22 protein-coding genes and 4 pseudogenes are annotated in these 23,080 nt (G+C 62.7%); 15 read left to right on the top strand and 11 right to left on the bottom strand.

Annotated elements, in window-relative coordinates:
* Window positions 1-162: 162 nt before the first annotated feature.
* From CH266_RS04415 to CH266_RS25315, 6 genes are all read left to right on the top strand, one after another.
* A complete protein-coding gene (locus CH266_RS04415) occupies window positions 163-555 on the top strand; it encodes a hypothetical protein (RefSeq protein ID WP_255175838.1) in 393 nt (130 codons plus the stop codon).
* Between the two features lie 176 nt (window positions 556-731).
* Complete coding sequence (locus CH266_RS04410; RefSeq protein WP_094714809.1) at window positions 732-1,037, top strand: hypothetical protein; 306 nt, start codon at window positions 732-734, stop codon at window positions 1,035-1,037.
* Window positions 1,038-1,146: 109 nt separating this feature from the next.
* Window positions 1,147-1,683 (top strand): DnaB-like helicase N-terminal domain-containing protein, encoded by a 537-nt coding sequence (locus CH266_RS04405; RefSeq protein WP_094714808.1) that lies wholly within the window; start codon window positions 1,147-1,149, stop codon window positions 1,681-1,683.
* A gap of 62 nt (window positions 1,684-1,745) precedes the next feature.
* Window positions 1,746-1,958: an urea amidohydrolase gene (locus CH266_RS04400; protein WP_255175837.1), complete on the top strand. Its 213-nt coding sequence runs from the start codon at window positions 1,746-1,748 to the stop codon at window positions 1,956-1,958.
* Between the two features lie 588 nt (window positions 1,959-2,546).
* Complete coding sequence (locus CH266_RS04390; RefSeq protein WP_052064964.1) at window positions 2,547-2,885, top strand: hypothetical protein; 339 nt, start codon at window positions 2,547-2,549, stop codon at window positions 2,883-2,885.
* The gene (locus CH266_RS25315; protein ID WP_176457009.1) at window positions 2,882-3,049 is read left to right on the top strand and encodes a hypothetical protein; all 168 of its coding nucleotides are present in this window, start codon (window positions 2,882-2,884) and stop codon (window positions 3,047-3,049) included. Before CH266_RS04390 ends, CH266_RS25315 begins: the two co-directional genes overlap by 4 nt.
* Before the next feature lie 217 nt (window positions 3,050-3,266).
* On the opposite strand, the gene CH266_RS04385 is transcribed toward CH266_RS25315, so the two are convergent.
* The 7 genes and pseudogenes from CH266_RS04385 to CH266_RS04360 form a co-directional block, all read right to left on the bottom strand.
* Window positions 3,267-3,635: a histone-like nucleoid-structuring protein Lsr2 gene (locus CH266_RS04385; RefSeq protein ID WP_094714806.1), complete on the bottom strand. Its 369-nt coding sequence runs from the start codon at window positions 3,633-3,635 to the stop codon at window positions 3,267-3,269.
* 266 nt (window positions 3,636-3,901) lie between these two features.
* Window positions 3,902-4,837, bottom strand: coding sequence for a hypothetical protein (locus tag CH266_RS04380; protein ID WP_094714805.1), 936 nt, complete (start codon window positions 4,835-4,837; stop codon window positions 3,902-3,904).
* Window positions 4,834-5,412 (bottom strand): DUF2510 domain-containing protein, encoded by a 579-nt coding sequence (locus CH266_RS04375; RefSeq protein ID WP_255175841.1) that lies wholly within the window; start codon window positions 5,410-5,412, stop codon window positions 4,834-4,836. Before CH266_RS04375 ends, CH266_RS04380 begins: the two co-directional genes overlap by 4 nt.
* Before the next feature lie 69 nt (window positions 5,413-5,481).
* A pseudogene (locus CH266_RS25775) lies at window positions 5,482-5,586 on the bottom strand (DUF2510 domain-containing protein); the annotation flags it as partial.
* Window positions 5,587-5,642: 56 nt separating this feature from the next.
* Complete coding sequence (locus tag CH266_RS04370) at window positions 5,643-6,968, bottom strand: AlbA family DNA-binding domain-containing protein (RefSeq protein WP_094714803.1); 1,326 nt, start codon at window positions 6,966-6,968, stop codon at window positions 5,643-5,645.
* 255 nt (window positions 6,969-7,223) lie between these two features.
* Entirely contained in the window at window positions 7,224-7,430 is a 207-nt protein-coding gene (locus CH266_RS04365; RefSeq protein WP_094714802.1) for a hypothetical protein, read from the bottom strand.
* A 183-nt stretch (window positions 7,431-7,613) separates the two neighbouring features.
* Window positions 7,614-8,129 carry a hypothetical protein gene (locus CH266_RS04360; protein WP_094714801.1) on the bottom strand — a complete coding sequence of 172 codons (516 nt, stop codon included), beginning with the start codon at window positions 8,127-8,129 and terminating at the stop codon, window positions 7,614-7,616.
* Between the two features lie 328 nt (window positions 8,130-8,457).
* On the opposite strand from CH266_RS04360, the gene mobF reads away from it, so the two are divergent.
* The 4 genes from mobF (at window position 8,458) to CH266_RS04340 (ending at window position 14,136) form a co-directional block, all read left to right on the top strand.
* Complete coding sequence (mobF, locus tag CH266_RS04355; RefSeq protein ID WP_094714800.1) at window positions 8,458-12,501, top strand: MobF family relaxase; 4,044 nt, start codon at window positions 8,458-8,460, stop codon at window positions 12,499-12,501.
* A 440-nt stretch (window positions 12,502-12,941) separates the two neighbouring features.
* Window positions 12,942-13,352, top strand: a complete 411-nt coding sequence (locus CH266_RS04345) for a hypothetical protein (protein WP_094714798.1) — start codon at window positions 12,942-12,944, stop codon at window positions 13,350-13,352.
* 74 nt (window positions 13,353-13,426) lie between these two features.
* Window positions 13,427-13,567: a hypothetical protein gene (locus tag CH266_RS25310; protein ID WP_176457008.1), complete on the top strand. Its 141-nt coding sequence runs from the start codon at window positions 13,427-13,429 to the stop codon at window positions 13,565-13,567.
* Window positions 13,564-14,136 (top strand): hypothetical protein, encoded by a 573-nt coding sequence (locus tag CH266_RS04340; protein WP_094714797.1) that lies wholly within the window; start codon window positions 13,564-13,566, stop codon window positions 14,134-14,136. Before CH266_RS25310 ends, CH266_RS04340 begins: the two co-directional genes overlap by 4 nt.
* A gap of 211 nt (window positions 14,137-14,347) precedes the next feature.
* On the opposite strand, the gene CH266_RS04335 is transcribed toward CH266_RS04340, so the two are convergent.
* The gene (locus tag CH266_RS04335) at window positions 14,348-14,713 is read right to left on the bottom strand and encodes a hypothetical protein (RefSeq protein ID WP_141214491.1); all 366 of its coding nucleotides are present in this window, start codon (window positions 14,711-14,713) and stop codon (window positions 14,348-14,350) included.
* A 42-nt stretch (window positions 14,714-14,755) separates the two neighbouring features.
* On the opposite strand from CH266_RS04335, the pseudogene CH266_RS26100 reads away from it, so the two are divergent.
* Window positions 14,756-15,066: pseudogene (locus CH266_RS26100) on the top strand (AMP-binding protein); the annotation flags it as partial.
* Between the two features lie 131 nt (window positions 15,067-15,197).
* Window positions 15,198-15,418: pseudogene (locus CH266_RS25770) on the top strand (acyl-CoA dehydrogenase family protein); the annotation flags it as partial.
* Between the two features lie 32 nt (window positions 15,419-15,450).
* Here the strand turns inward: CH266_RS25770 and CH266_RS04325 are convergent.
* On the bottom strand, window positions 15,451-16,143 hold the full coding sequence (locus CH266_RS04325; protein ID WP_094714824.1) for a cation transporter: 693 nt from the start codon (window positions 16,141-16,143) through the stop codon (window positions 15,451-15,453).
* Entirely contained in the window at window positions 16,143-16,487 is a 345-nt protein-coding gene (locus tag CH266_RS04320; RefSeq protein WP_032371907.1) for an ArsR/SmtB family transcription factor, read from the bottom strand. Before CH266_RS04320 ends, CH266_RS04325 begins: the two co-directional genes overlap by 1 nt.
* Before the next feature lie 248 nt (window positions 16,488-16,735).
* Here CH266_RS04320 and CH266_RS04315 point away from each other — a divergent pair, with 248 nt between their 5' ends.
* The 3 genes and pseudogenes from CH266_RS04315 (at window position 16,736) to CH266_RS04305 (ending at window position 17,953) form a co-directional block, all read left to right on the top strand.
* Window positions 16,736-17,002 (top strand): DUF1490 family protein, encoded by a 267-nt coding sequence (locus CH266_RS04315; RefSeq protein WP_441347036.1) that lies wholly within the window; start codon window positions 16,736-16,738, stop codon window positions 17,000-17,002.
* Window positions 17,002-17,429 (top strand): annotated as a pseudogene (locus CH266_RS04310) (transposase); the annotation flags it as partial. The gene CH266_RS04315 and the pseudogene CH266_RS04310, both read left to right, overlap by 1 nt.
* A gap of 125 nt (window positions 17,430-17,554) precedes the next feature.
* Complete coding sequence (locus tag CH266_RS04305) at window positions 17,555-17,953, top strand: VOC family protein (RefSeq protein ID WP_032389140.1); 399 nt, start codon at window positions 17,555-17,557, stop codon at window positions 17,951-17,953.
* Between the two features lie 821 nt (window positions 17,954-18,774).
* Here CH266_RS04305 and CH266_RS04300 read toward each other — a convergent pair.
* Window positions 18,775-23,079: a condensation domain-containing protein gene (locus tag CH266_RS04300; protein WP_094714795.1), complete on the bottom strand. Its 4,305-nt coding sequence runs from the start codon at window positions 23,077-23,079 to the stop codon at window positions 18,775-18,777.
* Window position 23,080: the final 1 nt, after the last annotated feature.

The following is a 23,080-nucleotide window of genomic DNA, read 5'->3' as shown; positions in this document are numbered from 1 at the left end:
TTTCAATCGCCCCTTCGGGGTGAGCAAGGCATTAGCGTGTGACACGAGGACCTCTCGGTTGTCGGTGCAGTTGTGGTAACCACACCGATACCGGAGGTCCTCACCTATCTGTCGCTGCCACGCCGTCCACAACGTCCCTGCTCATTACAACTAGGTCACGTCATGATGACCTTCCGGAGCGCCGAAACAGTATCCGCAGTCATCACCGGATTCGCCACCGTCCGCGCTGCACTCGCCGGAGCCGATGGACAAGCCCCCCACCCCGCCCAACCAGGCGCAGAATTCGGTGCCGCTGCTATATCCGTCCTGTGGCTCGACAGCCCCGAACACACTGCGGTGCCGCATCACCGCTACAGCTCCGAACAACGCCGCACCATCCACTGGGTAGACCTGCACATGGGACCTGTCACCTGGCGCATCACCGACCGCATCGGCTACGACACCCTGATGGCCGAACTCCGACGCGTTCACCGCGCCGCCGTCGGAGTATTTCTCGACGGCAGCCGCTACCGCCGCGACCCCGCCAAACTCCTCGATGTCTTCGACGACGTCTAATACCACACGTTCGGCCCCAACCCCGGGGCCGAACGTCGTTTATCCACAAGCTGACTCGACACGACAGTTGTCCACATCCTCGCTCGATTGGTCTCCGCAGCGAACGCTTTGTCGCGGACCTCGTGTGACGCTCGACTAGAAGCAGCTGGCCGGTACGAGCGACAAGGAAGCAAACGATGATCACCTGGACCGTCACCACACACCCCGAGGACAACCCGGAAATTCTGACCGCAACCGGAGCAGAACCCAATCTCGAATGCGCGAAACTGGCCGCCGCCGATGCCGTCCGTATCGCCCTCCTCGACGCACGCGAGCACGCATCGTCCGACAACGGCAGCCCGCCGTCCTACCTCGTCACACTCGACGGAACCTGTGCCCTCATCATCGGACTCGGAAGCTGCAGGCCCGAGAACTACAACGCCGTCCTCGACAGCCTCGAGCAGTTCGACGGCTCTGCGCCACCGAACCTTCTCTACATCTGACCCACACCTCCGCAATGAAGACGAACGCGGCATAACCAAGCACAGCGCTACCGGAGTACCGAAGCCAGTTCTCCCGCAACAGACCCGCACATAGAAACGAGGCGAACAGATGACCCCGTTGAGAGCAGTCGAACCCACCGACGACGAAGATCACGCTGATCTGACGGACCATCCGGAGACGGCACCGGAAGCACTGGTCATCTGCGCGCTGATGTGGTTGAAGGACACCAACGAGGCCGACCGCATTGCAACGTCATTGCAGGCCAACGATTTCCACGATCCCGTTTATCGCGAGCTGTACGGCATCGTGCAGGAGCTGATCATCGACAACCTCCCACACGACCCCGCGAGTGTTCTGGGCGTCCTCGTCCGGTCGGGTGCCAGCGGACACCGCGATGCACGGCTGCGTCGAACACTGACCGACGTCACCGCAGCGAACGCATGCGGAGCATCGGCGACCGACTATGCCGGCATGGTCCTGTCGGAAAGTTACCGACGCAGCTTCTTCGAGGCAGGGATCAGAATTCAGCAGATCGCCGAGGAAGCGCCGGAGGAATTCCTCTTCGACCAGCTCGTCGAAATCGGAAGGGCGCAACGTGAAGCGTCGAACCGCCTGAACGCCTTCCGCAGCGGTAGCACACTGTGACGGCGCGGGAAGGGCCAGAGCCGGGCCGTGAGCGGCGTCGAGCTGCCCTCGCTTCTGTCCGGTTGGCCGCCGCAGACGTCGCGCATCTCGACACGGACGAAGTTGAAAACCTCGCTGCCGGGCGTGAGATAGATGAAGCCCTGGCCGCCGGCAACACACTGAACGAAGTTGCGCGGTCAATCGGTTACACCGAGGCAGTCGCCTCAGACCTTCTAAGCAAGTTCCAAGAGTTCCGCGACAGTCTCGCGGCGCGCAACCAAATTCCCCTGTTCTGAGCAACTTTCCACGCACACCTCGCTTTACCGTGACCCGAAGAGGCCGAAGCCATGAATTTCATCCGCATCGACACCGACCGAGGGACCCTCTACGGGCCATCCTTCGCCGAGACGTTGACACACTTCTTCGGACAGAACCAGCACGTCGAGTGGGAATGCCACCAGCTGACCGCTGGATACTCCGGTGGGCGGTGCACAGTGTCGACTGCAATCCGAGTGCATCACCGTGGACAGTGGATTGTCGCAGCAAGGTCCTTCGGCACCCGCACAGTCGATGCAATCCCCGCGTGCGCAATGCACTTCGGATCGAGTTTCGCTACCGCACCGTTCGATGCACCTAAGATGCCTCGCTGGGTGTACGAGTGGGCGTATGACCTGTTGGTCTGAATTCACGGTAAATATCGACCCGGTACAGATCGAAGGCGAACTTGCTCCAGCGCTACGGCGTTGACGCGGAGCGCTTCCGCGCACTGAACAACGTTCGGCCCAACACCAGAAGTCCGCCACGTGACGAAACTTCGACGAGATGTCAGAAGGTGCTGCGCAGCGCGCCGCATTCGAACCCACCACACGGAAGGAACTCGGCCCGTGCCAGCACAAGCCTGGATTACGCTCATAGTCGGCGTCTTCGCCGTCGTCGGCGTCGCCGGAACCGTCAATCAACGCACCCGAGCGGACAACCGCTCCCAATCCTGGCAACGAATCACCTGGTGCCTCGAACGCACCGTTAGCGACAACCCCGACGAAGTTGCGCTCGGCTGGACAGTGTTCGGCACCGTCGCCGCGACACCCTTCATCGCCAAGACCGACCGTCGCACACTCCGAGCAATTGCCGACCGAGATATTTCGCCCAGCAGCGACGACCTGGCGGAAACCGACGACAACAGCGACAATGGACCTACAACACACCGCGAGGAGCGCCCATGACCACCACCGAACCACGCCGGGCCTGGACCCCCGAGCAACGCCGGAAGGTCCGCGCCGCAGCCGCAGGAGCCTCGATCAAGCTCCGCGAGTACGACAACGATCCAGTCCCGCAGTGGCTACGCGACGTCGCCGCAGGCAAAGACAGTAAGCCGCCGACCGACTGAACATCCCATCAATCCGACAAGGCCCGCCTCCAACCAAGGGACGGGCCTTCGTCATTTGGCGAACGTCGGGAATCGATGCCGTCTACTACGCAGAACGAGTGGCCGCCATGCAGGCGGCAGGTGAATCGAACTCCACTGCGCTCCGTCCTGCCACAGCCCGGACAGCAAAGAGACCATAAAGCCGCCGCTCGCGTCGCCGCAGGCGGCTCGCCGCCTGTCAGTGTGCGGCGTTGTACGCCTCTTCGATGTCGGCCGGGATGCGGCCGCGTTCGCTGATCTCGTAGCCCTGGTCGAATGCCCACTGCCGAATGGCCCGCGTCTGCTCCGGATCACGCTTGCCCGATCCGCTGGCCGCGGTCGCGGCCGACGCGGCAGCGGGGGAGGGCTTGCGCTTGCGGCCACCGACTCGCGTCGCGTATCCGACGTAGTAATCGAGCTTCTTGTGAAACTCGTTCGCGTTCTTAGCTTTCAGGTCGATCGAGTACTCGACGCCGTTGATCGCGAATTCGATTGTCTCGCCGGATTCGTCGTCGATGACCGACCCGTCGATATCGTCCACCAATTGGGTTGTCACTCGTTTGGCCACAGCCGGAGAACCTTTCGTCGATACATTCGCGATGCGTAGTCGCAATTCTGTCCATGAGCGTAACTAGCGCCGATATACGCATTCTTCATCGACACGCAAACTTCAGCCACTATCAAGTAGTACGCGATTTCTCGCTCTCGGGCCATCATGTCGTTTGCCCAGCTCAGATGGTTCAGGCCGGTGTGATCCCGAGGGTGTGGTGGTCCCAGGGTTGTTATGTGTCGTGGTGGTTCACGGCAGGATTGGCTCGACCATCGGGCGGGGCGTCAGTTCGCCGGGGGTTCAGGAGGCGGCGTCCGTCGCGCGTAAGACTCGTCGGATTTCTTCGGCATCTTGGCGTGGACTTCCGTCATAGCCGACCTGATCATGTTGAGGTCGTGGCCGCCCAGCTCCAGCCATCGCAGGGTGCCCCGGAACAGGGCCTGGGCGGCAGCGTCGATGGTCTGTGTGATGTACGTGGGGTCCGGGATCGATGCGGTTCGGAAATGCCCTGGCTCGTACTCCTCACTGGGGATCAGATCGAAACCTTCGAGGCCGAACCAGTTTTGTCCGTGACCGGCTCCGCTGGCTGCGTTCCACAGGTACGCCCACTCGTTCGGGTCGCTGCCGGTGGACTCTGCAGCGCCGCGTACCAGTTTCTCGTAGCCGGGCGGCTTGTCTGTGAGGGCTGTTGGGAATGGGAGGGTCGCGGCGCGGGATTTGAGTGCTGTGATCCGTCTTTCGATTCGGCTCGGATCGCTTTCCCTGGCGACCAGTGCCTTCTTGTGCATGGTGAAGTCGTGGTGCATGAGCCGGACGTGTCGTTGTACGCACTCCTCGAAGGAATTGAGATCGAGGATCCATAGGGCGTGCGCGGCCGCTTCGAGTCCGGATCGAGCCAGCAGCAAATACGGCCGCATCCGCACTCTGTTCATGGCACCGGGCATGAATTCGTAGGGTGCCACCAGATCGGCCCACAGTGACAGGTTCTCGGCCGCGGCGAGTAGGTAGTTGCGCGTCCAGACCGAGACCTTCTCCCAGTGATAGATGGCGTCGACCCGATCGAGGGCGCTGTTGGGCACCGGGTCGACCGTGCGGGTAAGGACGAGTTCGCAGGCTCGAACCAGGTAGCTGTTCTGTGCCCACACCTCGCTCTGGTCCGGAGGTAGCAGCAGAATGCTCTCGTCCGACCCGGGAACGCCTCCTGAGGGCGGCGGCGTCATCGGGTGAGGTCCACGACGCAGGCGTTGACGGCCTGAACGTCGGGGTCGCCGGGGGATACGCTCAACTCGGAGCTGGCTCGCGGCCAGCTCGTGGTGTTCCGAGCTCCTCCGGTCGAGGAGTACACGGTGCCGTTGGCGATTACCCAGACATCGGATCGGTTCTCGACACCACCTGTGGCGGCGAGGGTGGTTCCCCCGATGTAGGTGTAGTCGCCGGAGTCGATGACGGTGCCATTGGTCAGGGTCAGGCCGGATTCGGAAAAGCCGGAAGAGACCAGATCCACGAGCGACTGGTTCGCGGGGGCGCATCGGGGATCCGATAGGTACGTCGCGGGAGCTGGGGGAGCTGCGGCCACAGCGGAGGTGGTCGTGGTCGGCGGGACGGTGGTGGCCGGCGGGGTGGTTGTCGCCGGGGCGGGCGTGGACGTCACTTGTGCCGCGGCGTTCGAGGTGGTGGACGGTGTAGCAGCCTGCGAGTCGTCGGAAGATTCGTCCTCGCCGAAGACGGCAGCGAGCACGCCGATCACGACGAACGCAGCGACGATGCCACCGACGATCTTGACCGTACGGGGCACGCCTGCTCGGTCGGGCTGGCCGGGTTCAGCGGCACGGGTGGGAGCTGGTTCCTCAACTGTCGGCTCGGAGGCGGGTTGTGTGTGTTCGGTCCATTGGATTCCGTCCCAGTACCTGAGCAGTCCTGGTTCGCTCGGGTCTGGGTGCCATCCGGGCGGGGGTGTGGGGCTGGTCATTGAAGTGTCCATTCATCGAGCTAGGTGACGGTGGCGGACGGGATGCGGAGGGGCGGTCAGCGGAGAATCTGGGCTTGGTAGTCGAGCAGTACTTGGTCCGGGATGTCGGCCCCGAATTTGTGAAGAATTTTCTGGGCAAGGTCTACCCCGTTGCGGCGGGTGTCGGTGAGTAGCTGTGTGGTGGTGATCGTGTGTGAGGCCGGCACTTGGTCCGCCGTGATGATGAGGTCGTTGCTTAGGTCGCGTTTGCGGTCGCCGGAGATGAGTTGGCGTCCGGAGACGTTGTTGAGGGCGATGTCGAAGGTGATGGTGTCGCATTCGAGGGTGGTAGCCCAGCGGGCACCGAACTCGACGATCTCGACCATGTAGAGCAGGACGTCCCAAACGGCGACTGCACCGGTTGCTGCTGGGTGCGTGGCAGCCAGTTCGGGTCTGTCGGGGTGCATGTCGGTCGCCAGGGCGCGGCGGTGGAGGAACTGGCCGCTGGTGAATAGTCTCCATGCCTCTTCTTCGTGAACGCCGGGAGCTGAGATGTCTTGTGCAATCCAACGTCCGTGGCGGACGATCTGCTCTCGCTGGTCGACCATCGGTACTGGCCATCCACGCAGTCGGACAACGTGCTCGATGAGGGTCGCATCGAGGCGCGCGGGGTTGAGTCTTTCGCTCTCGTAGGTTCCTGGGCGGATGGCGACGTCGGTGTACGCCCACGACCCGAAGAGCCCGCCATGGGGGTAGGTGGTTAATTCGGTTTGGTCCGTTCGCGGTTGCCAGGCTTGTGATCGTTCTTGCTCGTATGCCGTTTTGTCGGTGTCTTGCTGGAGGTCATTCAGGCCTAGGGGCAGTCCCGCGGCACCGGCGCGGCGGACAAACTCGCGCACACCTTTGCCGATGGCGATCTCCAGCAGATCTCGCATGTCCGACGACGAGGGGACGGTCACTGACTCCGGTTTGCCCCGTGGGCGGACGTACGTGAAGCCGTTCTGCAACACGTCGGGGAAGCTCTTTTTGCACACGTGTGGGACGCGGTCGAATTCGGAGATGTCGAGGACGACGACGGTGACTCCGTTGGACAGCGTGTACTGATCCGTTTGAAATGTAACGGGTGGGTCGCTGTACTTTGCCAGTGCAGCGCTGACGTTGTCGAAGTCGGACCAGTCCGCGGCTTGGGTGGTGTTAAGGCCGGGCATCATCTCGCGCATGCGTTTGTCGTCGATGCCGAGACAGACAATCCCGCCGTCGCTGAGGTTGCCCATTGCCATTGCGGCGCGGGCGATCTTCGCGACGTAGTCCTTGTGAGCGAGGTCCCCAGGTCCTTTGACCTCGAATGGACGTGTCTCGTGATTCAGCGCGAGGTGCTGCTCGACATCTTCCTTTTCGATCATGGTGTGGACACTAGGGGGCAAGCGACCCGCGCGGTGGGGGGAACTCAGCGTTATGCCCATCGGTTCGGTTGACGCGTTGCGTGCCGGGGTGTGTCTGTTCAGGGGGTGCCAGTCCCGTACTTCACCGGCTCGGGGTTCGGCTGAAGTCGTGATATCAGAGGCGCTGGATACTGAAAGTGGTGCGGACCCGTGAAAATGGATCGAGCAACATCCGGACCACGTTGCAGGCTCGCCAAGTGATGAGGGTTCGACGACCTATTGGGAGGTGCTGCGCAACGCTCCGATGGCAACAGCAACGACTACGGCAAACAGGATCGACGCAATAATGACGCCGATGCGAAACACGCCGCTGGCGATGACTCCAGTTGCCCGCAGAGGAGCGAACCGCCAACCTGACTCGGACTTCCCAGCGCGCCACAGCGCTCCTGCGACGATCAAGCCGATGCCAACAACTGCGATCACTATCGTTCACTTCCTGCCTCAAGCCGGATTCAACACCAAGCCAACGACATAAATATTTCGCCGTAACCATGTGCGGTAAGGCGTGCGCTCCCATTGCGTTCTCGAACTACCGTTGTGTTGCAATGAGTTAGAACCTTCGATGTGCGCGGGCGTGAAGCCTGCGGTGCTAGCTCCGCTCGTTTGTCACGCGATGCTGCGCCCGCCCTCTCGATCTGCCCCCGCGTCTCCGTCTATCGAAGGCTCTGCAGACGCAGTTGATGCGGAATCCCCAGGGCTATCGGAGCTCTCCTCCGTGCTACTCGTACCACCCGCGTCATTCTCTGCAGCCGGACCGAAATCGGGCCTGACGGTCGCACGTGCCGACATCGTCGATTTGATCAACCGCGTCGCTTCTGGCACCGAAAGATTCACCAGGGCAGCGATGCTGGCGTATGTTTCACCGCGTTTCTTGAGCTCGGCGAGTGCTCGTGCGCGTCTCTCATACGCCGCATCAAGCTTGGTTTCCGCATCCCGCCGCAACCGCTTGATCCTTGTGGCCACATCGTCGTTGATTTTTTGTTCGTCGCGGGTGGCATCGAAATATAAAATCAGATCCTGCTCCTGATTCTTCAAACGCAACTGTGCGTCCGACAATCTCTGCGCATTCGCCCGCCGAGCCCGTTCCCGAGCGCTGACCGGTCCACTGTCTGAGGAAGTCATACGGGACAGGCTACCGCCTACATGCCGGCCGACGAAAGAGTGTGGCGTACCCGCACTCGTCCTGATTCATCTGTGCTGCTGCAGTTTTCGTCCCCCAAGGTCCATGTACGTTCTGATCCGTCCGAAATCCAGATGCGATCGACTGCAGATTTCCTTTAGCCGTTTGCGAAATAACATACTAAACGCCACACACCTCTTGCACTATTAGTGTCCATGGGCGGAATCTGCGTACTATCGCGACTGTGCCGCGCGATTCAGGAGCAGAATTCGAGCGAGATCGGCCCGTGAGATCTCGTCGCACAACCGCTCGTCGGCGGCGTTGCCCGCGATGATGACCGTGCACGCGCTGCACGCGGGCGACGGCTACACCTACCTCACCCGCGAGGTCGCCAGCGCAGACATTCGCCTCGAACGCGGCCAGGACCTCACCGACTACTACGCGGCCGAAGGCACCGAACCGGGCATCTGGGGAGGGCGGGCCGCGGCCGAGCTCGGGGTGTCCGGGCACGTCCGCGAGGACCAGATGAAGGCACTGTTCGGTGAAGGCCTACACCCCGAAGCCCAGGCGTTGATCGAGGCCGCTGTCCTCGACGGTGCGAAGGCGAACGCGGCGATCGAGAGCGTGCGGCTCGGCCGCAAGTTCGCGAGCTTCCGCAACGAGGTGCCGCTGATGAAGCGCATCCGCGCGGAGATCGACAACGACCGCGCCGCCGGCGGTAAGCCGCTCACCGCCGAGCAGTGCCAGCAGATCCGCTACCGCGTCGGAGCCGACGAGTTCCACCGCGAAGTCGGCCGATCACCGGCCAGCGAAGCCGAGCTCGTCCGCTACATCGCCTCGCAGCAACGCCGCGAACGCCAACCCGTCGCCGGCTACGACTGCGTGTTCACTCCGCAGAAATCGGTGTCAGTTCTCTGGGGCCTGGGCGACGACGACACCCGCGTCGCGATCGAGCGCGCACACAGCGCCGCGGTGACCGATGCGATCGGCTGGATCGAGGACAACGCCTCCTACACCCGCGTCGGCAAAGCCGGTGTTGGACAGATCGAATCGACAGGCCTGATGTACACCCGGTTCGATCACCGCGACAACCGCAACGGTGACCCGAACCTGCACACCCACGTCGCGATCTCCACCAAAGTGCAAGGCGTCGACGGCAAATGGCGCAGCCTGGATGGCCGCGTGCTGCACAAGCTCGCCGTCGCCGCATCCGAGCGCTACAACACCCTCATCGAGGAGTACGTCACCCGCGAGCTCGGCACCGTGTTCGCCGACCGACCCGGCACCGGAATCAACAAACGCGCCGTCCGTGAAATCGAGGGCATCCCCACCGCACTGCTCCGCGAGTTCTCCCGCCGCGACGCCATCGAGTCACGGCTGGAAAAGCTCGTCTCGGACTACCGCAAGACCCACGGCAAAGACCCCTCGACCGCCATGCAGATGCGCCTCGCCGACCAAGCGACCCTGGAAACCCGCAATGAGAAAGCACCCCCGAAATCGCTCGGTGCACAACGCGCGGAATGGCGCGAACGCGCGCTGGACGTCGTCGGCCGACGGGCCCTGAACTCCGCCTTGAAGGCGAGCACCGGGAACACGATCACCGTCACCGATGCCGCCTCGATCGACCACCGCGAGATCGCCCGCACCGCCGTCGCACGTATCGCACAGCAACGCTCGACCTGGAACCGCTGGCACATCCAAGCCGAAGTCCAACGACAACTGCGGCCGCTGGTGTTCGCGACCGCGGCCGAGCGTGACGCGGTCGCCGAGAAGGTCACCGAAGCCGCTCTCGGCGGGGAGTCGATCCGGTTGACTCGCCAGGTCGACGCGACACCCAAGGCGTTGCAGCGCAGCGATGGTGCGTCGATCCTGACCGTGCACGGCAACGAGACCTACACCAGCGCAGCGATCCTCGCTGCCGAACACCGCCTCGTTGGTGCCGCCCACACCCCGACCGCGGTCATGGCACCCGGCAACGCCTACGTCGCCGCCCTCGCCGCGCACACCCAACGCAAGGGCTGGGATCTGGGCGCGGACAAGAAAGCACTCGTCGAGCACTTCCTGTTCTCCGGTGCCCTCCTGGCCGCCGGCGTCGGACCGGCCGGCACCGGCAAGACCACCGCCATGCGCGTCGTCGTCGACGCCTGGCGCAGTTCCGGATACAACGTGATCGCCCTCGGGCCTTCTGCAAAAGCCGCCGGCGTCCTAGGCGACGAACTCGGTGTCACCGGCCGCACCATCGCCGACGTCCTCACCCGCTACGAGAACGAACTCGACACCGGCATCACCCCGGGGTCGATGATCCTCGTCGACGAAGCGGGCATGGCCTCGACACACGATCTGGACCGGTTGACCTACATTGCTGCCGAGCACGGCGCAGTGGTCCGACTGCTCGGTGACCCGCAGCAGCTCGCCGCCGTCGACACCGGCGGCGCACTGCGGCTGGTCGCCCGGTCGAGCGCGGCACCGGAACTGGTCGACGTTCATCGCTTCCGCGACAAAGAAGAAGCCGAGATCTCGCTGCGACTGCGTGACGGTGATACCTCCGTCGCCGCCTGGTACGCCGCGAAAGACCGCGTGCAGCACGGTATGCCCGACGACCTCGCCGAGAAAGTCTTCACCGCCTGGGCGAAGACCTCGGACACCGACACGACGTCGCTGATGATCGCCAGCAGCAACCACGCCGTCCGCGACCTCAACGACCGGGCCCGCACCGAACGACTCGCCAAGGGCCTGGTCAAGAAAGGCGGTAACGACCTCTCCGACGGACTGCGCGCCAGCGCAGGGGACCGCATCGTCACCCGCCGCAACGACACCAGCCTGCGCGTCACCGGCACACGAGGGGAACGAGTGCGCAACGGCGACCTGTGGACGGTGAAGACCGCGCACCGCGACGGATCGCTGACCGTGCGCCACCTCGAACACGGCGGGCGCATCCGCCTGCCGACCGACTACGTCACAGAGCACTGCGAGCTCGGCTACGCCGCCAGCATCCACCGCTCCCAAGGGATGACCGTCGACCAGGTCCACGTCCTCGTCGACGACACCATGAACCGGCAAGCCCTCTACGTCGCACTCACCCGCGGCCGGGACGGAAACCAGCTGTACGTGCCCATCGACCGGATCGTCGACCCGCACCTGATCCACGTGCATCCGGACAAAAAGATCGCCGACGAAGTCGTGCGGACCATCATCGGCCGCGACGGCTCGGACGTCTCGGCGACCGAACAGCAACGCGACGCCGCCGTCGCGCACCGCAAGCTCGACTACAACGTCGGCGGATACGAGTACGCGGGCGAACTCATCGATGCGCACCGCATCGAAGCTATCGTCCGCGAGAACATGGGTCCGGAGTTGGCGAACACGATGATCGCCGAAGCCCAATGGGACACCTTCGTCCACCAGTACCGCCGCGCCGAGCAGCTCGGCCTCGACGCCGCCCCCACCCTCGCCGCCGCACGCTCGGAGCGCGAACTCGCCAGCGCCGACTCCGTCTCCGCCGTCATGCACTGGCGACTCGAAAAGCACATCGAGAACGGCGCGGACGAGATGCACGCGTGGACGCAGAGCATCGAACCGACGCTGCGCACCCAGTTCGGTGAGCACGCCGAGACCATCCTCGGCGACGGCGGGGCGTGGCCCGACCTCGCCGCCCATCTACGCAATGCCGAACGCGCCGGCAAAGACCCCCACGCCGCGATCGTGGAACTGCGACGCGGTGTCACCGAACCCGACCCGAGTGCAGCGGATCTGCTCGACGACGCCGAACGACGCTGGCCCCTCGGCCGAGAGGCACGCGACCACAGTGCCCCGAGTTGGGTCCTGCCGCCGATGCAGGACCGCGAGGGAATCGACCCCGAACTCGTCGCCTGGAGCCGCCGCCGATACACCGAGATCGCCGAACGCACCCGCGAGCTCGGACAGCACGCCGTCGACGAACAACCCGCCTGGACCCGCCACCTCGGAGAGATTCCCGACTCCGGCGGTGCCCGACTGCGCTGGCAGATCACCGCCGGCCAAATCGGGGCCTACCGAGAAGAATTCGGCATCGACACCGACCGCACGCTCATCGGAGACCGCCCCGAACACGGCGAAGCGGCCCGCGCGTGGGACCAGGTCAACGCCCGCATCAAGACAGTCACCGCACCCGCTCAGCTACCCAACCATGCAGTGCCCGGACAGCAGCCGGCACCGACCCCGCAACCCGCGACGCCAGATCCGATCATCGACACGGACCGGGCGCGACGAGAGGCCGCGGAGCAACGCGCCGCCGAGCAACGCCGCCTCGCCGAGCAACGTAAAGCCGAACGTCGCGAACAACTACGCCAACAGCAAGCTCGACAACCCGGACCGACCCGCGAACCACGCATCTAAGACCTGCCACCCATACCTCTTGCCGCCAGTAGTGCCACCGCGCCGCAAGCATCACCACGACAGCAGCACCGGCCGGTGCGCCCGAACATCGCCTTCATAGGAGCACTTTCGACATAGCCCGACACCTTTCCGGCAAATTATCCCTACAGACTTAGAAACGCTACCGACATCGTCGAGATCGAAGCAGCACGACTTCCACCCCGCACCGTCGACCTGCCCGACGGGCGCACCCTGCGCCTGTTCACCACCCGAGTGCAACTGGGCCGCGAACTGTTCAATCGCCTCGACATCGATACCGAACTCGGCATCACGCCAGACGCCCCGAGCAACCGACGTTCGAGAGCTGATCCGCCAAGCTTCCATGCAGCCCCTGGGCTTACACGATGACGACCTGGCCCGATAGCCCGATCCAATGCGCACGAAGAACGAACGGCACTGTTATGACCACCACACCGCCTCGCACCACATACGAGGTAACACCCCGTGATCTCCACCGGGTCCTGATCGCGCTCGCTCTGTCCGCTCTCATCGTGTGGCTCGCGTGGGCTGTCCCGATAGCCGATTGGGTATTGGCCACGGCTAACGGTGCCTCCGCCGAGATCGGTCGCGTCGCTGCCGCGCAGGACGTCGTCACGCAGGGATGGTGGGCCGTCATCGTCATCGTCATCGTCATCACCTTCGCCATGACAGTCGGCAGCCTCACCGCTGTCGCCATGGACTACTCACACGAGCGGAACTGGAGCTTGACGACACTGAAGAAAGCCACTGGTCTCGCGGCCGTCACGATCGCCATGTGGGCGATCTGGACGGTCAGCGTCCTCGCTGCGGCCGGAGTCCCGACCATCGGTTAGAGCTGCACCGGCCGACACCGCTGTGTCGGTACCTATTGCGAGACTGACCATCACCGAATCGAAGGAGCACCGACATGGCACACATCCTCGACCGCACCAACTCACGAGGACCGGTCACCGGCTGGATCGAAGTCATCGCCAAAGCCGCTGCGCTGGACCAGATCTCCGACACCGACCCCACCGATACACACGGTTCGCAGGAACGTACAAGATGACCCACAGAGCCAACATTGTTCTCGCGTGCTGCGGCATCGCCGGTGCCGTAGTGATCGCGGCCGTGACCGTGTTCCTCGCCCGTGGTTCGGACACACCCCCACCGGCAAGCACAGACGCCGGAATCGCCATCGACCCCTCGGCCACGAACCCCGCCGGGGTCGCAACGGCGGTCATGTCCGGTGTGTACACATGGCAACCAGCAGTACAAGATTCACCGTGGGAAGCCCTGCACGCCCAGCGCGACAACCTGACCGGGTCGATGGCCACCGCCGCCGCGACACCCCCCGATCCAGCGCCGCAGCCCATCCCGGAATGGTCGGCATGGGCACGCAGCGGCGACATCGTCACCGCCCTCGCCGCACCCGACACCAGTATCTACACCAACGGCACTGCCACCGAGATAGACGGCGACAACCAGGCCACCGTCGCCATCACCATCGACCGCGTCGTCCAGCACCGCAGCGGTGCGATCACCCCGTTCACCGGGTACACCGGGGCCGTCGATCTCGAACGCACCGACGACGGCTGGAAAGTCTCGAACTACCGCCTCAGCGCCACCGACTGCTGAACGACTTCAGCACAGAACCGGGATCGAGCGGAGACGATACCGCCGGGCTGACGCTGTCGTCACACTGAACGAAAAACACTGTGCCCGTGCACCGACCGTGGTCAAAAGAGGAGGCGACAGGGGTGTCTCCCGGATAGACACGCAGCATCGATAGCCAGGATCACTGGCTCTTTGCGCCGAAAGAGCAAAACATGAACCACGATAGACGTTTTCAGAAAAACGTCAGCTGAGCCTCGTCGACACGGACACGACCGACCCGTCGTCCGCGCATCGGTGATGCCACCTGTGTGGGCAGTGACGGCGGGGGAGTGAGGCCGACCATCCCGAGGCCGGCACCTGCGCGGCGCACCAATTCTGATCGAACCCGGGACCGCTCGACGGCGCGAGCTCGCCCGGTATCTGATTCGCGGTCGCTCCATTCCGATTCCCAGACAGCCGACCCCGGTGTCGGCGCGGCCAACGCCCGGTCGGTCAACCGATCGAGAAGTTGATCGAGCCTGTCGATCAGCACCTCTGCGAGGTCGTCCAGCACACGATCGGGCACCATGGCCACGCCGACGTCCTCGTTCCCACTCACACGCGACACTGTAGAACCATGCACCGACGGGGCCGGCGCGCCGCCGTTCTCATGCCTACGACCACCGCTGTCGGGCCGACCGAACTTGCCGACCGCATCGACCGTGGCGGTGCCCGCGCAGTAGTGGCCAACGGCATCGACGCCCAACAAGTTCGTCGACGCTTCGGAGACTTCTGGCAAATCAGCGGCGACGGGACTCCCGGCTGGCCTACCGCGACACTTACTCGATCGCTGATCCCGTTCCGTTCGGGACCGTCACGACTCCATACGATCCGCTGCTGTTGTACTTCACCTCCGGCACAACAAGCCGTCCGAAACTGGTGCAGCACAACCAGGTTTCCTACCCCTCTGGCAAGTCGCATTTCTCGCGGCCAGCGCGATCGAGAAGCTCGACCCGATGATACCGAAGCTCTTCGCGCAGTACTGTCTGACAGTACTGCGCGGATGGTCCACAGTACTGATACCCGCTCACTCGGAGGTTGTTGTGCGCGTCGAACGCTTGTTGCTCACCGGAGAAGCGCGTGAGCTGATTCAGCTCACGCGGGCCATTGCCGACAAAGTGCTCGACCCGATCGCCGACAAGCACGAACGAGAAGAGACCTACCCGACGGGGTCTTCGCTACCCTCGGAGAAGCCGGGCTTCTCAGCCTCCCGTACCTGGAGGAGTGGGGCGGCGGAGCGCAGCCCTACGAGGTCTACCTGCGGCATTGTCTACCTGGCCGACATGCCGGTCGGTCTCAGCACGGGCAGTCCCGTTCAGGAGCAATCGAATCCGCGGTCACGATTCCCGCGCAACAAGACTCTCCGCGCCATGCGCTGATGCCCTCCTTGACCGCGAGGATCGCGATGGCCAGAGCCGCAACCGGGTCTGCCCACGTCCACCCGAAGAGGCTGTTCAAGAGCAACCCGACCAACAACACAGCCGAGAGGTAAGTGCACAACAAGGTCTGCCTGGAATCGGCGACGGCAGTCAAGGAACCAAGCTCCCTGCCTGCCCGTCGTTGCGCCCACGACAGCGGAGGCATAATCGCCAAACTCACTGCGGCCAAAACAATACCGACAGCCGAGTGGTCAGTCTGGCCGGTGACGAGGAGGGATCGAACCGCTTCGGCCGACACATACAGAGCTAGGGCGAAGAACGAGAACGCAATGACGCGCAAGGTCACCTTCTCGCGTGACGCGGGATCACCCGCGGCGAACTGCCAGGCCACCGCAGCAGCCGAGGACACTTCGATGATCGAATCCAACCCGAAGCCGATCAACGCCGTCGACGAGACGTGAACCCCCTCGGTGATCGCAATGACGGCTTCGACCCCGTTGTATGCGATCGTCGCAGCTACGAACCAACGAATTCGTCGAGACAGCACAGCTCGCCGGTCGATGAGAATGGCGTATGGAGCAACCGCCGGCATGCCCAGCTCGTCGGCCATCAGCAGCATCCTCCGTCTACCGACGCGGCGCAGCAGGCCGGGTCCACAGCGAGGACCACAGTTAGTAGGTCATCGAGCGCGTGCCCGATGCTGCTGTCCGCCAACTCATACCGCGTTCGTCTGCCATCGGGCACCGCGACCGCCAACCCACATCCGCGGAGGCACGCGAGATGATTGGACAGCTTTTGGCGGGTCACACCCAAATCATCGGCAAGCTCCGCCGGATACCGCGGCCCGTCCTTCAGTGCCATCAGCACCCGGGTACGGGTCTCATCCGACAGCGCATGCCCGAAACGCGACAACACCGACACATCACTCACGACGTTCACGAAATGATAGTACATCTAAATCTGAATTCACGAATAAGTGAACCGTCGCGAGCGGCTCGTGCGCCTACTCCAGAGCATGAGCAGGGCAAGAACCGCCCCGCACCCGAAAGGGCGGCGCGCGGGTGTCCACGTATTCCCGGGACGACCTGGGATGAGTCGTACCAAGTTGGAGCAAACCGCGTAGATCGTGTTCTACCCCTGAGGGGTGAGGACCATAGCGTTTCCGATCATTTTCGCGAAGGCAGTATCGGCGGTCGTGTCCGGTGCCGTCGGCGTCGTTGCCTACAACGGCACGAAGAAGCTCAGGACAAGACCCCACTTCGCAAGGCTGCTGTTTACGCCACCGAGGTCAGCCTCAGGGAGCACGAAAAGTCGAAGTCCACGCAGAATCCGCCCGTTTGGCAGTATCCGATGTCGTCGCCGAATCCCGGGATCGCCTCGGCGAAGAGGTCCCGCCGCCAGTGATATCCGAGACCGGCCACGGACACTCGCACTCTGCTTCGACGATCGCACCGACATGCCGACGCTGACAGAAGCACACCCGTACGCCCGCATCTACCTCTCCCTGCCAGGACTCGGTGTCATCCTCGGCACGCGGGTGCTCGGTGAATTCGATGATGACGCCAACCGATAGACACTGCCAAGTCAAGAATCCCGCCGGTACGTCACCCCTGACGATCGCATACGGCCAAAGACGCGCCGTCCTGGCCCGTCACGTGCGTAACCGGCTGCTCTACGACGCGGTCGACCAATTGGGCTGTCTGCGCCCTCAACCAAGGCCCCGGCGCTCGCGCGTTCTACGACCAACACCGAGCTGCCGGGGACCTTCACCGCTGAGCGCTCCGCGCACTCGGCAATCGCCTCGTCGGACTCCTGCATGGTTGCGTGCGCCACCACACCGAGTACGACGAACACACCGCCTGGGCACACCGAACATCGCAGCAACCCACCGCCGCTAGACAAGTTACGGCCCTGGGATGTCTAGCCGAATGGGCAGTTTTTCGGGCATTACGCGTTTCCCGAACGACTGCATCGAATAGCTTCGTAGTAGTGCAGACGCCCCTACGAAAGGTTGATTTAATATGCCCAGTTTTCCAGGCTTGGCCCACGTCGCGATAACGGTATCGGATCTCGAGCGGAGCGTCGAATGGTATTCGCGGTTGTTCGATTCCCGCCCGGTTCTGGACGAAGACGAAGAGTCGGGAGGCTTCCATCATTCGGTTTTCGCGCTCGCCGACGGCATGCTGTTCGGGCTACATACACACCACGGTTCGACGGCTGAAGCACCGTTCGACGAACGGCGAACAGGGCTGGATCATATCGCGTTCGGGTGCTCCCAGGAAGAACTGATCCAGTGGCGAGAAAGGTTGACCGAGCTCCAGATCGAACATTCCGGCATCAAGCACGCCCATTACGGTTCGGGTATCTCATTCCGAGACCAGGACAACGTCGCACTCGAGTTCTTCGCGCCACCCGCGTAAACGCGACTACCTCGAGCCGTGGCCCCTGCCGGATCGGCATCACGGGTTGCCTTCGTCTTCTAAGTCCTCGATCGCGACCCCCGTCTACAAGGCAAAGGCGCGGATAGCATTGCGCAGCGGAAGCAAAGTTGCAACGTCGAGCGCTTCGGGCAGGCTCCAGGACTGTGCGGCCGTAGCCACTCGGAACAGTGTCGGGCACGAAGCCGCCCGCGCGAAAGATCTGGTGTACCGCACACTTCGAGCCGTCGGCATCGAAAGTGCTGTGGTTGCCGACTTCTTATGTCCGCACGATGGCGGGTTGAGTGTACGTCGCGTTTGTCATCGACGGCCAACCTCTCTTAGGGTGCAACGCCCCGAACCACATGACAGCACCGTAGTTCTCGACGCGATCAACCGAGCGATCCGAGTTCCGCGCAGCGGAGGCGTGGCTAATCTGGCGGGCTCACTCGTCACAAAGACTGGGGAAGACAGTATCGTCAATAGCTTCGCTGGACGTCTCGACGAAATGGATTACCGATGCGTCCATCGGGACCGTCGGGGACGCCAAAGTCGACTCCCTCCCAGAGTGCGTCGGCGGCCTTTGCGAAACCGAGCTGAATAGACCACTCAGGCGGTGACGCGACGGCCCGCCAATGAAGTGCCACCGCGGACTACCTCCGCGGATCCAGCCACGACCCCCCGGCAACATGTCGCCGGTGAGGATGGAACAAATCCACTCAACGCGAGTTCTTCACCTTCAAGCAGCCGATCGATCTCACTCAATCCGAAGTCTCTGGACTCGCCGGCGCAGTTCCGTTCACCAACCGAGAACGATTGGTGCTTCAGGTTCGGGTGCGAAACTGGCGATCGCGATCGGCAAGTCGTTCTATTTCTGTGTCCGATACCACTGGTAACAGGTAGCAAAATCCGTCGATGTCCGTTGTGATAGGTATGTCGCTTTTAGGAACGATGCGAGCAGGTCTTACCACCGAGCACCAAGCTGAAATCAGCTGCTTATGTTCGCTCGCAATGTGATCGGACGCTGCAACGAGCGCCTGCCATTGCTCGATCTCCACGCCGTGATGGGATCGATCGATCAACCCGACCGCGCGAACGATATCCACGAAGGGCGTAGCACTCGGTGGTCCCAGAGTGCGGACGATACCCACGTCAACGGATGAGTCCTTCACCTGAGCCACGATTGCCGCCGCAACGTCGTCGACGCAACTGAGCGGTTCGGCGACGTCGACCACAGGATAGGAGCCGATGGCCGCACATGCCCGCAGGACGGTCCACAAGGTGTCCTCGGCATTGACGGCATCAGTTCTTCGCGAACCGATCACTCGCCCAAGCCGGATAATCGAGACCGGCAAACCAGCGAGTTCCGCTGCGCGGACGATTTCCTCCGCGATGGCCTTGCTGGCCAAATATCCCGGCAGGTTCTTGGTTTCGATGAACTCGTGAACTGGCTGGTCGGACGCGACCCCTACGGTAGATAGCTGATGAAATGTGGCCCCGCCGCTGTCACGGCACAGTGCGAGCAGTTCTGACACTGCAACAGTATTGACCGGTCGAACACTCGTATAGGGCCGTAGCGGGCTTACCACTGCAGCGCAATTAATCACGTCGGTGATGTTTTCGGCCAACGCACCCCATTGTTCGTCACTCAATGCCAAACGAGGGGCTGCGAGGTCGCCAGGAATGATGTGCACATCTTGCATCAATCGTCGAATCTCGTTCGCGGACAGCGGTTCGCACTGCCGGAGAATGCGATTGCGCTGCGAATCTCGTGGATTTTCCCCTCCTAACCCTCGGATTAGGACCGTGACTGTCACGTCCGGGTGCGCCAGTAGTTCTCGGAGTACGTGGATTCCTACGAATCCGGTCGCACCAGTCAGCAGTACGTGTCGACCAAGGCCTCTGGCGTGGAGTCGGTGCACCTTGGACCACGACTTGATGCGCGTCAAAGTTCGGAAATCGTCCATCATCGCTGTTCGCTGTCGCCTGGACGAGGTCCCCGACGGCATCAGGGTGTCGAGTTCGCGGGCAAGCCCTCGGGCGGTCGGGTTTGTGAAAATCAATTCGGGTCGAACATCGAGACCTAGCGCACCACTGAGTCGGTTGGCAGCGGCAATGGTGTGCATCGAGTGCCCGCCAAGAAGAAAGAAGTCGGAATCGGCTGTGATCTCGGCGGTGCCGGTCACCTCGGCCCACACAGCGACGATCGCGGCTTCGGTGTCGTGTGTGGCCGAAGTCGACGGGAGTTCGGTCGGTGTGCGGTCGACCATCGCCACGAGCGCTGCGCGATTCAGTTTTCCGTTCCCGGTGAGTGGCAGGCTGTCTACTATCGTAATCGAATTCGGCCTGGAGCTTGTGGGTAGAAGCCCGTTGAGCCCAATCCCGATGTCCGCGGAGTTCAGTACGCAATCCGAGGCTACAACGAAGCTGTGAATGGTCGGCATGATGCCACCGCGACGTGCGATCACGGTTGCCGAATTCGCGACGCCGGGAAGAGTGGCGATCGCCTTGTCGATTCCAGTGGGCTCGACCCTGTGACCACTGATCTTCACTTGGTCGTCGGTCCGTCCGATGAACCTCAGCAGTCCGTCGTCCGAGGCGCTGACCAAATCTCCGGTCCGGTATGCATGGACCGAGCGTTCATCGCCGGTGCCGCGGCCGAGAACCACTGTGCCGAAGTTGTTTCCGTTCTCACTGTCCGTTGCGGTGTATGCCCGTGCGACGGTAGGGCCGTACAGGCACAACTCGCCGATCCGACGAGAGCCGTCGTCCGGCGTGACGTTGTCGACGAGAAGAAATGCACCGACTGTCGAGATAGGACCCCCGATCGGGACACCGTCGTTTGGGTTGTCCTGGGGCCGAAGTTCAGCGGTCGTGGCTACTACTGTCGCCTCGCTCGGCCCATAGGTGTTGATCAATCGAACTGTCCAGTGCCGGTCAGCGGCCAATTCGTGCCACCGCGCAATATGTGTAGCAGATGCCGCCTCGCCGCCTATGATTACCATCCGAACCGATTCGGGTAGATCCAGGGCTTGTCGCTCGAGGCCGACCACGAGTTCATGCCACAGGGCAGTGGGCAGATCGAGGACAGTGATGCGTTCGTTACGTACCAGTGTTATCAGCGAGCCCAACGATCGCTTGTCGTCATTGCTGGCCACAACCAGCGTTGCACCTGCGGTCAGCGTGAGGAACACTTCCTCGACGCTGGTATCTGCATGCAACGGCGCGAACTGCAGCACTCGGTCGAGGTGGTCGATACAGTATTGTGCGGAGACTCCGGCAATGAAGGCGTTCAGATTGCGCCTCGAGACGGCAATGGCCTTTGGGGTTCCAGTCGACCCTGAGGTAAAGATTGTGTACGCATCACCGGTGGAAGCGTGCGACAGGACTCGATCTTCCGAATCCGGTTGTTCTGCGGGGTATTGCACGGGCGTTGCGTCAGCGACGGTGTTGGTGGTGGCTGCCCGTGTCGAGCTGTCGTACACAGCCGCTGGGTGGAGGTGCCTGACGGTGGCCATTCGACGAGCGAAGTCTGCAGCATTCGCGTCGAGCGCCATATAGGGCGTGCCGAGCAGAAGCGCCGCGAGCATCACCACAATGTCGCGCCCATTTCCCATCGGATAGAACACAATCAGTTTCGAGGTCGGTGCCGTAGTGCGAACTGCATCGGCGACGGTGTTGGCTGCTTGCATCAACTGACGCCTGGTGAGGTTGAAGGATGTCGATCCGGTGGTGCCTGCCAGTGCTGGCGCAGCCGGGTTTTCCATGACCAGGTCCGCGATCGACTCCATCACATCGGCAGATTCGGTGTCTGACGGCACTGGACCAACAGGTACGATTATGCGGCTCAGATCGTCCGTTCGTGAGTGTGGATCTGCGATTGCGGCGGTGATCATGGTGGTCAGGAGTTGGTGGATCCGGGCAAGGTGGACGTCGTCGTAGCGCCGGGGGTTGACGTCGATGCATACTGTCAAACCGCTCCCGGTAGAGCGGCGGTAGATGTCGATCGTGATGTCCTCGACGGGTCCTGGCGTCAGGTTGTGGGCTGTCGCACTGATGCCCGGAAGGTTCAGGTCGTAGTCGAAGGCCATTATGTTCACGACCGGACCGAATAGTCGGCGGTCGCCGCCGAGGGTCTGAGTTTCTGCTCTGAGGTCCTCGTACCGATAGCGTGCATGTTTGCGCGACTGGCGTAGTTGTTCGAAGACCGTGCGCGCGATCGCAGCTACGGAGTGGGCGGGTTCGACTCGCACGGGCACGGCGATGGCACCGAGGATCATGCACGGGGTCTCGGCTGCGCACGAACCCAGTCGATTGCTGACCGGGACCCCGAGCGAGATGTCCGCGGCGCCGGTCTCGCACGCAGTCATCGCGGCGACGACTGCCAGCAGTAGATCCGACCATACAACTCGTGCGGTGCGTGAGGCTTGGGCCAGGGCGACGAACTGCTCTTCGGGAAAATCGATGACAGAGCGGCGAAATGTGCTCGACGGCAGTCTGTTTCGATCCGACAACGTCGGTGCAGAGGAGGAGCCCGAGAGTAGTGATGTCCAGTAGACGCGGTCGGTGAGCCGCTGTGCGCTATGGACGTAGCTCTGGTCCTCGGCTATCACATCGGCCAGTGATCGGGTGGACGCGCCAGGTGCTATACGCCCAGCCGAAGCTGCACGGTACAACACCGACACGCGAGCGCCGATCAGCGCGAACGAGTATCCGTCGAGTGCGAAGTGATGCGCGCGGTGATACCAGAAGAAGCGAGCGGATCCGATGCGGAACACGATGTGCCGGCACAGTGTGTCCACCGCTGGGTTCAGGGGAGTCGAGACGTCGCCCTGCATGATTTCCAACGCGTCATGTTCCGGATCAGGACGATCGGTGAGGTCGACTACGTCCACCGGTACGTCTGCGCGGTTCCCTACTCGTTGATGTAGGCGTTCCTTGTCGGTAACTGCAGTCAGTCGCGTCGCGTCGGTTTCCGCAATCATTGTGCGCAGAGCTGCGACGAAGCGATCGACGTTCAGTGCCCCGAGAAAATCGACGTACTCGGCGATGTTGAACGCCGGGTTCTGTGGATCGAGCTGTTGAGCCTTCAGTATGCCTCGTTGTGCACCGGTCAGTTCGAGTCGCATA

This window comes from Rhodococcus sp. 06-1474-1B, from assembly GCF_002258885.1.
GTDB classification, from domain to species: Bacteria; Actinomycetota; Actinomycetes; order Mycobacteriales; family Mycobacteriaceae; genus Rhodococcoides; species Rhodococcoides fascians.
The sequence above is the reverse complement of the archived record's forward strand: the minus strand, read 5'-3'. Positions and strand labels throughout refer to the sequence as shown.

Excerpts from the sequence above, each read along its gene's own strand:
- CH266_RS04340 (WP_094714797.1), top strand. The coding sequence starts at position 13,564 with ATGACCCACAGAGCCAACATTGTTCTCGCGTGCTGCGGCATCGCCGGT.
- CH266_RS04325 (WP_094714824.1), bottom strand. The coding sequence starts at position 16,143 with ATGGCCGACGAGCTGGGCATGCCGGCGGTTGCTCCATACGCCATTCTC.
- CH266_RS04410 (WP_094714809.1), top strand. The coding sequence starts at position 732 with ATGATCACCTGGACCGTCACCACACACCCCGAGGACAACCCGGAAATT.
- CH266_RS25310 (WP_176457008.1), top strand. The coding sequence starts at position 13,427 with ATGGCACACATCCTCGACCGCACCAACTCACGAGGACCGGTCACCGGC.
- CH266_RS04405 (WP_094714808.1), top strand. The coding sequence starts at position 1,147 with ATGACCCCGTTGAGAGCAGTCGAACCCACCGACGACGAAGATCACGCT.
- CH266_RS04370 (WP_094714803.1), bottom strand. The coding sequence starts at position 6,968 with ATGATCGAAAAGGAAGATGTCGAGCAGCACCTCGCGCTGAATCACGAG.
- mobF (WP_094714800.1), top strand. The coding sequence starts at position 8,458 with ATGATGACCGTGCACGCGCTGCACGCGGGCGACGGCTACACCTACCTC.
- CH266_RS04415 (WP_255175838.1), top strand. The coding sequence starts at position 163 with ATGATGACCTTCCGGAGCGCCGAAACAGTATCCGCAGTCATCACCGGA.
- CH266_RS04320 (WP_032371907.1), bottom strand. The coding sequence starts at position 16,487 with ATGTACTATCATTTCGTGAACGTCGTGAGTGATGTGTCGGTGTTGTCG.
- CH266_RS04305 (WP_032389140.1), top strand. The coding sequence starts at position 17,555 with ATGCCCAGTTTTCCAGGCTTGGCCCACGTCGCGATAACGGTATCGGAT.
- CH266_RS04360 (WP_094714801.1), bottom strand. The coding sequence starts at position 8,129 with ATGACTTCCTCAGACAGTGGACCGGTCAGCGCTCGGGAACGGGCTCGG.
- CH266_RS04380 (WP_094714805.1), bottom strand. The coding sequence starts at position 4,837 with ATGACGCCGCCGCCCTCAGGAGGCGTTCCCGGGTCGGACGAGAGCATT.
- CH266_RS25315 (WP_176457009.1), top strand. The coding sequence starts at position 2,882 with ATGACCACCACCGAACCACGCCGGGCCTGGACCCCCGAGCAACGCCGG.
- CH266_RS04300 (WP_094714795.1), bottom strand. The coding sequence starts at position 23,079 with ATGCGACTCGAACTGACCGGTGCACAACGAGGCATACTGAAGGCTCAA.
- CH266_RS04345 (WP_094714798.1), top strand. The coding sequence starts at position 12,942 with ATGACCACCACACCGCCTCGCACCACATACGAGGTAACACCCCGTGAT.